The 12,322-nt window shown below is 35.7% G+C and carries 8 protein-coding genes; 3 read left to right on the forward strand and 5 right to left on the reverse strand.

The window, feature by feature from the left end; genetic code table 11:
• The first annotated feature begins 12 nt into the window (after positions 1-12).
• The gene (gene gldG, locus K322_RS0113845) at positions 13-2,424 is read left to right on the forward strand and encodes a gliding motility-associated ABC transporter substrate-binding protein GldG (RefSeq protein WP_026627407.1); all 2,412 of its coding nucleotides are present in this window, start codon (positions 13-15) and stop codon (positions 2,422-2,424) included.
• A 124-nt stretch (positions 2,425-2,548) separates the two neighbouring features.
• On the opposite strand, the gene K322_RS0113850 is transcribed toward gldG, so the two are convergent.
• A complete protein-coding gene (locus K322_RS0113850; protein ID WP_026627408.1) occupies positions 2,549-3,151 on the reverse strand; it encodes a nitroreductase family protein in 603 nt (200 codons plus the stop codon).
• A gap of 707 nt (positions 3,152-3,858) precedes the next feature.
• Between K322_RS0113850 and K322_RS0113855 the strand changes: the two genes are divergently transcribed.
• Positions 3,859-4,266 (forward strand): DUF3836 domain-containing protein, encoded by a 408-nt coding sequence (locus K322_RS0113855; protein WP_026627409.1) that lies wholly within the window; start codon positions 3,859-3,861, stop codon positions 4,264-4,266.
• A gap of 152 nt (positions 4,267-4,418) precedes the next feature.
• Here the strand turns inward: K322_RS0113855 and K322_RS0113860 are convergent, their stop codons facing one another.
• From K322_RS0113860 to K322_RS0113875, 4 genes are all read right to left on the reverse strand, one after another.
• Positions 4,419-6,326, reverse strand: a complete 1,908-nt coding sequence (locus tag K322_RS0113860; protein WP_026627410.1) for a RecQ family ATP-dependent DNA helicase — start codon at positions 6,324-6,326, stop codon at positions 4,419-4,421.
• Positions 6,327-6,346: 20 nt separating this feature from the next.
• Positions 6,347-7,156 (reverse strand): MBL fold metallo-hydrolase, encoded by an 810-nt coding sequence (locus tag K322_RS0113865; protein ID WP_026627411.1) that lies wholly within the window; start codon positions 7,154-7,156, stop codon positions 6,347-6,349.
• An 18-nt stretch (positions 7,157-7,174) separates the two neighbouring features.
• On the reverse strand, positions 7,175-8,899 hold the full coding sequence (gene recJ / locus K322_RS0113870; RefSeq protein ID WP_026627412.1) for a single-stranded-DNA-specific exonuclease RecJ: 1,725 nt from the start codon (positions 8,897-8,899) through the stop codon (positions 7,175-7,177).
• Positions 8,900-9,121: 222 nt separating this feature from the next.
• Positions 9,122-11,521, reverse strand: coding sequence for a TonB-dependent receptor (locus K322_RS0113875; protein WP_051290815.1), 2,400 nt, complete (start codon positions 11,519-11,521; stop codon positions 9,122-9,124).
• Positions 11,522-12,046: 525 nt separating this feature from the next.
• Here K322_RS0113875 and K322_RS0113880 point away from each other — a divergent pair.
• On the forward strand, positions 12,047-12,274 hold the full coding sequence (locus K322_RS0113880) for a 4Fe-4S dicluster domain-containing protein (protein ID WP_026627414.1): 228 nt from the start codon (positions 12,047-12,049) through the stop codon (positions 12,272-12,274).
• The last annotated feature ends 48 nt before the right edge of the window (positions 12,275-12,322 follow it).

Here is a 12,322-nt window from a genome sequence, read left to right on the forward strand (position 1 = left end):
TAAATATCCGTTATGACGGCTTTGATAAGAAAAGAGCTAACAACTATAATATGTTCGGTTACCGGACTTGGTTTCGCTATTATATTTCTTTTGGCCTGCGGGCTTATTCTATGGCTATTCCCCGGAAGTTCAAATATATTGGACAATGGATATGCCGTTACAGACTCATTTTACAAAACGGCATCCATCCTGTTACTGATATTAACTCCGGCTCTGACCATGAGATTGATATCAGAAGAAAAACGCAGCCACACGCTTGATGTACTCCGGTCTAGACCGGTTAAAACCATTACTATCTTATTTAGCAAATGGCTTTCTGCCTTGATATTTGTCATTCTTATATTTATCTCAACATTAGTTTATATATATACCATATATAAATTGGGCACTCCCGTTGGAAATATCGATATTCGCATCGTCACATTGACATACTTGTCTCTGATTATTATTACATCCGTATTTCTAATATCAGGAATACTGGCTTCCTCGTTAACCAATAATCAGATAATAGCATTTTTGGCAGCTTTAAGCTTAAATTTTATATTACTTTATGGAATGGACATGATGAGTAGTGTCATACATAATCCTCAGGTCAAGTCCCATATATTAAATCTATCGTTGTCATTTCATACCGACAGAATCAGAAAAGGATTATTGTATCTGAATGACATAACACTATTTCTGGGATACATCATCCTTTTATTTACAATATCAATTCTGATTTTAGGAAAAATAAAACTTAGATCACTTACTATTTTAATAGGTATAACCTCTCTGTCTATTGCCATGACACTAATACCTGTGTCGGCACGCTTAGACCTGACTAAAGATAAAAGATACACAATCAGTCCAGAATCGACCGTTTTAATGGAAGCGGTAAATAAAAATAATACTTCGATAAGCATCAACATTTATTTCACAGGAGACTTAAACTATGGACTAAAACGCCTGCAAACTTCTGCACTAGACTTACTGAATGAATTAAATGAAAAAGCAGGAAATCGTCTATCCATTTCAATAATAAATCCCTATTCTCTGGGAATGGACAGAGAAACTCTGCCACAATATATGGCGGAAAAATCAATGCCTGCTATCCAGCTAAATGAAATAGACCGAAACGGAAAGATCAGCCGTCAATTAATTTATCCTTATGCGCAGGTAACAAGTAATGGAGATACCTTATCCATACCATTATTAAAAAGTATACGAGGCAATACAGCTGAAGAAAATCTGAATGCTTCGATAGAAGACCTCGAATTCCAATTTTCAGATGCCATCAGACTATTGACAAACAAAGAGAATCAAAACATTGCGTTTATCGAAGGGCATGGAGAGCTTCCCCGCACATATATATACGATGCGGAAGAATCACTTGCTAAATATTACAACATCAACAGAGGACAAATCACGAATGATGTATCAGTTCTTGACAACTTTAAGGTTGTGATTATAGCAGGGCCTACAGAAAAATACACCGAAAAAGAGAAATTCATACTCGATCAGTATTTAATGAGAGGAGGACGCATACTTTGGATTATTGATGGAGCATACGTATCTTATAAAGAACTGACTGAAAAAGGAGAGTCGCCGAGTATAAAAAATGAGGTAAATCTGGATGATATGCTATTCAATTACGGTGTTCGTATAAATTCCGACTTCATACAAGACGCTACGTGTACAACTATACCGGTAAATTCAACAGACGGTTCATCGTATATTAATCTACCATGGTACTATTCACCTATATTATTACCCTCGGCAGACAATGCCGTTACCAAAGATATTGCCGGGGTTAAAGCATCATTTGCCAGCAGCCTGAATCCGGTTAACAAAAAATTAACCGTGACACCTAAAGTACTGCTTACTACTTCTGACAAAAGCCACATAGTACGCATTCCTGAAATGATAAGCCTCGATATTGAAAAAATCCAAGACAACAAAGATTATTTCGATACTTCATTTATTCCGGTAGCGATATCATTAGAAGGCATTTTTACATCAGCATTCGAAAATAGAATGATGCCTGATAGTATTTCCATACAAAAAGATCAAATTCTCACAAAAAGCAAGCCTACAAAAATGATTGTTGTTTCATCGTCCGATATTATACGAAATGATATAGAAACACAAAACGGCTCTCCACAAATATTACCAATGGGTTATGACAGATCATCGGGAAAAACATTCGGCAATAAAGATTTTATTGTAAATTCTGTCAATTGGCTCTCAGATGACAGCAACTGGATGCATCTCCGAACAAAATCAAGGCAAACGAATCTGCTCGATAAACAGAAAATATCCGAAAATCGTAATTTATATGTATTTATAAATATTTCGTGTCCGATATTCTTTATACTGTTAGTCTGTGGTGCATTTTCAATGTATCGCAAAAAGAAATATTCAAACAAAAAAAGGAGAACTTAAGGTCTGAGACCTTTTTATTACTTTGGTAAGTAAAACATTCAAAACATGTTACAAATTAAAACACATCATTAAATCCTTTATATTACTTAAATCTGTTCTCCTTTTTATATGGGTTTCTATTTCCTTATTTAAATACTAAAATTCGTTCCGATAACGGAGACACATCTTTTTCTCCAGGTTCCTGAGCAGGAACACCAAATGGCATTTGAGCAATTAGTTTCCATTTTTTATCAATATTCCACGTCTTAGTTACTTCTTCATCTATAATGGGATTGTAATGTTGCAATGAGGCACCGAATCCAACTTCTTCCAACAGAGACCAGATAGCAAACTGATGAATTGCTGATGTCTGCAAAGACCAGCCTGGGAAATTTTCACTGTATGACGGAAATGCTTTTTGCAATCCTTCGACCACAGCCTGATCTTCAAAAAACAATACTGTTCCATATCCTGAGGCAAAAGAAGTATCTATTTTGATTTCGGTTTTCTCAAAAGCATCTGCCGGTATTTTAGCCTTTAATATACTTTTTACAATATCCCATAATTTTTTATGATTTTCACCCAATAAGAGCACAACTCTTGTCGATTGAGAATTGAATGAAGACGGTGCATTAGTTACAACGAATTCAATAATATCCTGAATCTCTGTATCAGAAACCAAAGCAGTGTTGGTCAATGAATAATAGGTACGGCGATGCTTCATCACCTCTTTAAAACTTTTTGCCATATGTTTTTTTGTTTTGTAAATATAGTCCTGAAGACTTTTAATTGTTTCCTGTGAGTTTAAGTATATCATAAGATGCTTAAGTCACCTTATATAACAAGACAATAAATAGATTTGTTTTTGCTTTTAGGTAACAGAAAGTATTTAATAACGTGTTTTTTTAGTTACAACAAACTTTTGCTGTTATGCCTTCAAAGTCAACAATTCAAGCAGTGAGAGCAAATACAAAATTTATTTTGATTATGCCAAATCGCGAGAAATGCCTTATGAAATAGCATAAATAGGTCTGAGACCTTAGAAACAAAATCAGCACTTATACAATATCATATAATCATACAATTTTAACCAATATCATATTAACAGATATCAACAAATAACAAAGCTTCTTCATAAATATCATTTTAACACCACATCTTATTTAATCAGATAAAAATCCTCCATATTAAAACAAAAAGACAAAACACAACACATCCATACATAGAAAAACAACACACATATAAAATACTATAAATAAGACACATAACACTAAAACATCAGATAACAAATCGATAAACCCAACATCATAGAACATATCCAATCCAATAGAAATATGTTTAATAACACTTTTGATTATTTTAATATCATTTTGCTAGGAGGACAACAAAATAACACCTACTTTTACATCATAAAATTAATAAAACAAAAGTTCAACAATTTAAATACTTGACATTATGAAAGCAAATGTTTTTACTTCAGCCATTGTTGCATTATTTATTTTTGTAACCAATTCATTGGTAGTGAAAGCAGATTCTGACGCTTTACTCTATCATAACGTAGAAAAACAAGACAATGTCGTTTCAACTACTTACTTTAAAGGTGACGGAAAAAGCGAAAACCTCATTCCTTTCAAAAAGAAAGTAAATACGATGAACGAACAAGGTATATGTGTATCGAAAGTTACATATATATGGAACGCAACCAATAAAAATTGGTTACCTCTCGACAAAATGGACTATACCTATGACGGAGCAACCGTTACTAAAGTAAGCCGTTATTCATGGAATGAAAAATCTAAAGATTGGGGCAAAGCTCAACATGTATCTTACGATCAAAACGAAAGCAACTTATTAACAAAGTAATATACTACTTAATTTCACTTAATTATATAAATATAAAAACGGGGATGCTGTGAAGTATCCTCGTTTTTGTCTGTATTAAGTAGTAAAACATTGATTGATGTATTTTTAAGCAATAACCAGCTCTTGCTGTCATACACAATAGGTCTGAAACCTTATTTTGTTCTCATCAGACAACCCTCTTCTAAGAGAAAAATACCTTCATCGACTTGATATCGTATAACAGCCAGTATGTTCTCTTTACTATATTCAGTCAGAGAGTCTAAAATATCCTCAAGAGCAATACCCTGATCGGCATCATCAAGCATTCGACTGATCAGATTACTTATTGAGCGAAATTTAAAAGCTGTTATCCCCGAATCATTTTTCGTTAAACAGACATCACAGCATCCACAGTCTTTTGCATTTTTTTCGCCAAAATAAGCGAGTAGCATGCGGCTTCGGCATACGTCATTTCTCTCAACATATTCGGTTATACCTTCAATACGTTTTGTAAATCTTTCTTTTCGAATCTCATAAACACTTTTGGAGATCACTACATATTTTTTAGCTAAACGAGGTTGTGTGTACACCACAAATGGTGTTTTTTTATACGGAATGTAATCAATAATATGCCTTTTCGACAACAGCTTGAGCATCTCGTATACTTCCTTTCGTGTTTTCTGGATATGGACACCAATTTCACCTTCGTTTATATTTATATAATCAGCAAACAATCCGGTATACAATCTCAGAATAACATTGATAAGACGTTCGTATTCTGGATCAAACTCATACTTATACAACTCATCCCTGTATATCTTGAAAATAAGACGTGATTGATTGTCCGCCTCATCCGTATACTCTATATAACCGGCCAGACTCAAAATCTTCAAAGCATTATGTGTCGGTAAAACAGGAAATTTATAAGCCGAACAAAACTGATGAAGATTAAAATCATAAGCCATTTCAGTACCGAATCCCTCCGCTACCTGAAAAAAATATGCTAACGATTCATATATAAGAAGTATAAAATCCCTCTCAGGATATTCGTCCGATATGCGTTTCTTTAATTTTGTACTATCCGTTTTATTATATAAGATTGTCGCATAAGCTTTTTTCTCGTCCCTGCCTGCCCTGCCTGCCTCCTGATAATACTCCTCTATTGAATTGGGCAAGTCCATATGAACAACAACCCTAACATCGGGCTTATCGATTCCCATCCCGAAAGCATTTGTAGAAACAATAACACGGCATTCATTGTCTTTCCACGCATTTTGTTTTCGTGATTTTTCATAAGAAGGCAATCCCGCATGATAATAATCTGCCTGAATTCCATTTTTCATTAGGCTCTCAGCTATTTCTTTAGTTTTAATCCTGCTCCGAACATAAACAATAGCTGTACCCTGTGTCTTTGTCAATATCTGAATAAGTGACGAAAGTTTATCATCCGTATATCGTACTATATAAGACAGATTTTCTCTCGAAAAGCTTTTCCGAAAAACATTTTTCACCTTAAAATTCAGAATCTCCTGAATATCGTCAGTTACCTCCGGTGTAGCTGTTGCTGTCAATGCTAAAACAGGAACATCCGGAAACTGCTCTCTGATAGAGGCAATATTCATATAAGAAGGACGGAAGTCGTACCCCCATTGCGAAATACAATGAGACTCGTCAACAGCCAGCATACAGAGATTCATATCTCTGAGCTTTAGCTGAAACAAACGGGTAGAAAGACGTTCGGGAGAAATATACAAAAATTTATAATCTCCCAGTATTGCATTCTCGAGTGTTGTAACAATCTCAGAATGGCTCATTCCCGAATAAATAGCCAATGCTTTTATCCCTTTAGCCCTCAAATTGTCAACCTGATCTTTCATCAACGCAATCAAGGGAGTGACCACAAGACATAAACCATCAAGAGCTAATGCCGGAACCTGAAAGGTGATGGATTTCCCCCCTCCGGTAGGCATTAGCCCTAATGTATCTTTACCGGCATAAACCGATTTTATAATATTTTCCTGTAATGGGCGAAAACTATTGTATCCCCAATACTGCTGTAGTATTTTATGAAAAATATCCACTTCTTAGATCGAAGGATTTCTTATTTACTGGACATCGGACGAACTAAAATTTTTATATTAGTTCCTTCCAGTGCCTTTTCCATATCATTATCATTAAAATCAGCAAAATGATATGGATATAAATAAACTGGCTTCACTTTCTTTGCAGCATCCACAAACATATCATCAGTCATTGTATAAGGCAGATTCTTAGGTAAGAATGCAATGTAAATGTCAGATAATTTAGTCATCTCCGGAATATTTTCAGTATCTCCTGCCACATAAACTTTTTTATCGCCAAAAGTCAGTACATATCCATTTCCACGACCTTTGGGATGATAAAATACACCTTCGGGAGTCTTATGTTCAATATTATAAGCAGGTACAGCTTCTATCGAAATACTATCGAAAGAAGTTATGTCTCCATTATTCAGAACCTCTCCTACTCCAAGTAGTCCATTCACAACCTTAGAGGTTATAAAGTGAGTATCGGACTTTTTTATCTGATTAATAGCAGTTGTATCCAAATGATCACTATGTTCGTGAGTCAAAAGAATCAAATCCGCCTTAGGTTGTGTTGAATAATCTGCCACTTTGGAATAAGGATCAACATGAATAACCTTACCTTTATATTTAAATACAATCGAAGCATGTCCCAACAGAGACACTCCCAATTCGCCGTTATTTGTAATATAGGCATCCTGGCTTATACCATGAGGTTCTTCTTTTTCCATACTTTGCAGATAAGATGATTCATTTGCCTTTTTATTATCACTGGAGCATGCGGCTAATGCTGTAAACATCAATAATAATGCTGAGATAATAGTTGTTGTTGTCGTCGTTCTTCTCATTCAATGTTGAGTTAAATATTAGGTAAATTGACCTTTATCTATATCTTTCACATAGAGTTGCGTATTCGTCTTCCCGTTATGGACATTTTGTTCCAGGGTATAACAAATATCAAACAAATCGGTTTTCACCAATTGATAGTTGTTACTTTGCCTGAATGCAATACCATGTATCAAAGCACTGCTTGTTGCATCAAACATATCAAGTTTGATATGTAGATGATCTTTCCCCACAAGCTTGCTTGTCCCGTAATCACTTACATTACGCGTCACAAAAACAGGATTCAGATTCTCGGGTCCAAAAGGAGCGAACCTCCCCAAATCGGATATAAATTTAGCATCTATATCTTTAAATGTAAGTTCTGAATCAATATCAATCTGAGGACACATCATTTCCGGAGCAATTAATTCGACAGACATTTCTTCGAACCTGCGTTTAAACTCCGGTAGATTTTCCTCTTTCAGAGAAAGTCCGGCTGCATAAGTATGCCCTCCAAAATTCTCCAGAATATCTTTACAAGCCTCAATTGCTTTGTATACATCAAATCCCATAACCGAACGAGCCGATCCTGTTATAAGATCGTTCGACTTAGTAAGAACAACTGCCGGACGATAATACTTTTCGGTAAGACGGGATGCGACAATACCAATCACACCCTTATGCCAACTGTCGTTATAAATGACTATACTATTGACTTTACCTATCTCCAGAGTCGATTCTATATAATTGGTCGCTTCATCGGTTATACGCTTATCAAGCTCCCGTCGGTTATCATTGTAATGGTCTATATTTTCACTTTTAGCACGGGCATCCTGTGTAGAGTTTGCAAGCAAGAGATCCACAGCCTCTTTTCCGTTCATCATACGCCCCGAGGCATTGATACGAGGACCTATTTTAAAAACAATATCACTTACCGTGATGGGTTTATGACTCAATCCGCAGATATCAATAATACCTTTCAATCCCATACTGGGACTATTATTGAGCTGTTTCAACCCATAATGGGTCAATACCCTATTCTCACCTGTTAAAGGAACAATATCAGACGCAATACTCAAAGCCACCAGATCGAGGAGATCAAGCAGTTCGCTAAAATCAATCTTGTTGTTTTGCGCTAATGCCTGAGCCAGTTTAAAACCGACACCACACCCCGAAAGATGTTCATAAGGGTATATCGAATCCAAACGCTTGGCATCTACAACAGCAACAGCATTGGGTAATGTTTCATCGGGCATGTGATGATCACAAATTATGAAATCAATCCCTTTACTATTTGCGTAGTTAACTTTCTCTATAGCTTTAATTCCACAATCAAGAGCTACAATCAAAGTCACTCCGGTTTCCGAAGCATAATCAATTCCCTGTTCCGATATACCATACCCTTCGTCATACCTATCGGGAATATAATAATCGAGATTTGTTGTAAACTTTCTTAAAAACTTATAGACTAAGGCAACTGCTGTTGTCCCGTCTACATCATAGTCACCATATACCAAGATACGTTCTTTCTGTCCTAAAGCTTTTTCTATTCTGTCAACCGCTTTATCCATATCGGGAAGTAAAAACGGATCATGTAAATTATCAAAGCTTGGATGAAAGAATTTATCAGCCTCATCTACAGTGGTTATACCACGCTGTATCAACAGCTGGCACAGAGCCGGGTGTAAATTCATCTGTTTAGCTAGTTCATCTTTTTTTTCTGTATCTTTTGGTGTAAGTGGTTCGTAATTCCATTTGTAAATCATTATATATTTGTTTTTTCTTTTCTGCACGGGGGAGAAGCTTCTATCAGCCTCTAAACTCTTTATTCAAAGCCTTTAATCCTTTATGATTAACGAAACTTTCCAAGAGTATAATACGTAAAGATACTACATTATATATAACAACAGATAAGTAGCCGTTGTTTTTATTAAGCAAAAAATACTAAAAAATATCACATTTAAACTAGTAGACCTATTAATATAGAATTAAAATTCGGCTACGATTTTTAAATTTAGTTGACGCCCTGTCAGATAATTGGGCACAGCATACTGCTGATCAAAAACATCATTGATCCAGTAAAACGAATTTGTGTTATTTATATCGAATAAATTAAAAACATCCGCTCCCAACCAGATATTTTTAAATGAACTGCAAAACGAGCTTCTATTTCTTATCGAAAAGTTTTCTCCTAAAACCTGCCATGCAAAGCCCAAATCAACCCGTTTATAAGCAGGTGTCCTGAAAGTTTTAGAACTTATAAATCCGCTATTAGGTGCCGATTGGGGCAATCCTTGAGATAAACTGGCACTCAAACTCATCGTCAAACGCTCTATTCCCGGAAAATAGTCTCTGAAGAAAAAAGAAAGGTTGTATCCCTGATCAGTAGGCAACGGTGCTTTTATACCATTTACATCCTGCTGGGTTTTCATAAAAGAAAGACTCACCCAACTATCTGTACCTTTGATAAACTCACCGAACAATTTCATATCTAATCCCATGGCATATCCCTTACCCTGATTTTCTCCGGAATAGCGAATCTTTACATTATCAACAGTATAGGGAACCAAATCGGTCAGATGTTTATAATAGACCTCACTTGTGAATTTGAAAGGACGGTCATCAGCCATGAACTTATAATCACCACCCAGAACAAACTGTAACGATTTTTGTGATTTTATATCCTCATTCAACACTATAACAGAATTATGACCGACTGTTTCGATACGCTGGTACTCCTTATAAAATGGAGTCTGATAATACAATCCAGCAGCAAGGCGTAAGGTAAATTTATTATTCGGAACATAGGCCAGGGATGCCCGGGGGCTAACCAACGATTCATCATTAAATGACCAATGACTAAACCTCACACCGGCATTCAGATAGAATACATTGTCACCAGATGTAAATTGATATGTATCCTGTAAATAGGCAGAATAACGGGTTGTATTTGTTGAGTTATCTCCTTTCAAATTGGAATAAACACTCACAATATCGGGGATATTAGGTTTGGAATAACCCGCCGAATCTCTCATATTCCACTCTTTTATCTTATCTTCAATCTTTTCTTTTTGAAGTGTAATCCCCCATTTTATATAGTGATTATTAAATCTGAAAGCACCCTGATGAGATAGAGTCGACACATCTGCATTCAATTTATTCCGTGCATGTTCAAGATACGAGCCTATCGCCAGCAAACTACCGTTACTCCCCTCGGCTCCTCCTGTATCCAAGCCGGAGTCAGTCAGCATGTACTCTCCTGAAATATCATAACGTTCATATTCTCGAGATGAAAAGGCTGAACCGGAAAATCCAATTTCAAGATTCTCCGATAATTTACCATTTACACTGAGAGCTCCAAAGTAAGTAAGGAATTTATCATGCTCCCAGCCATCAAAATACACTTTAAAGTTTTTGGCATTATCTATCGTTCCGAATTTAGTTTCTCTGCTCTGAGGTGCGAATTTAAAAACATTACTAGACAAATTTCCAAGGAAGCTAACTTCCCATTTCGATGTAAGCTGCAAAGTCATGTAAGTCTGAGCATCTACAAATTCCGGATCATATTCTGCTTCGGTATCAGTTGTACCAAGCAGGCTTTTCGTTGTTTTATATCTGAATCCGGTAATTTGAGAAAAACGACCCGAAGAACTCCCTATATAAGCATTTGCACCTAAGAGACTACCAGAAACCACCCCTTCGAATCCGGTCGGTTTTTTATAAGTAATATCGAGTACCGAAGACATTTTATCCCCGTAAGAAGCATCAAAACCTCCTGTTGAGAATTTTACATCTTTAGTCATATTCGGATTAAGAAAGCTGAGCCCTTCTTGTTGTGCAGATCTTATTAGTAACGGGCGATATATCTCTATACCGTTGACATAAACAAGATTCTCGTCATAATTACCACCTCTCACCGAATATTGATTACTCAGTTCATTGGTTTTACTGACTCCACTCTCCATAGAGATACGGGTTTCGATAGAAGGATCGGTCAATAAATTAGAGTTTCCTAATTCGATATTCTGGATAGTATTAGTCTGAGCTTTTGATCCGGTAACGGTTACTTCTTCCAACGTTTTTTCTCTAAGCATAACATTTAAAGTCATATTGCCTACAACTTTCGCTATCTTCCGTTCTGTTTTCTGATATCCCAATACCGAAAACTCAATCGTCACCGAATCACCCACAGGTACAGACACTTGATATTTACCCTGACCATTCGTAAAACCGCCGGATACAGATCCTCTCACAGATACACGAACAAAATCGACCGGTTGATTATCAAAGTTTGTGACTGTTCCGCTGATTTTCGCCTGCTGAGCTGCCAGAGAGAAAGTTACTATGAAGAAAAAAAATAACGAGTAAAGTCTTTTATCTATTATCATTTATTATATCCGCTAATATCAACAACATACAACCTTTAACATTATACAATTGAACTATAAAATCCAAACAATGTTATATATAACGTGTAATACAAAAGGATCAAACCTTAGGTTTACAAAGTTAATTTATATTTTGAATATAATCATCTCTATTTTATGACTAAACTGCCATTTAATATACTCACCTATCCTATAAAATCCTTTAACCCGCCACTATTTTAAGAAAAAAAGTTCTATAATTTCCAGAGCATCCTTATCTCGAAAATGCTTATTTGATTGGATTTTAGGTATCATCATGAAAGATTCATTAACATTCTGTTGACAACTTTATGATTGAAGAAAGCCAAAATGCAATATTATAATATAACTTTGCGTCCGTAGATACAGGAAAATCTAAAAGCTATTAAATATAGCAAGTCTTTAACGGCACATTTCGAAGAGAAATCTTCAGCCGTTATCATACTTGGTAAGTTAGTAAACAGGTCTACGACCTTAAAATATATAGACAACTATCATTTAAAAGGAATGGCTAAAGTTAAAGGAACAGTAGTGGTCAATGTCGAACGTTGTAAAGGCTGTGACCTCTGTGTAGTATCCTGCCCGTGTGATGTACTGGAATTGCAACCGCGAGAAGTAAATCAGAAAGGATACCATTACGTATATATGAAAAATGAAGATGCATGTATTGGCTGTGCCAACTGCGGATATGTTTGTCCGGATGCATGCTTAACCATATATAAAAAGAAGATATAAAAAAGATACAGCAGATATATTTGCTGTATCTTTTTATTTTCAAACGGA

It is taken from the genome of Indolivaga capnocytophagoides DSM 22835 (genome assembly GCF_000426485.1).
Classification (GTDB): domain Bacteria; phylum Bacteroidota; class Bacteroidia; order Bacteroidales; family Dysgonomonadaceae; genus Dysgonomonas_A; species Dysgonomonas_A capnocytophagoides.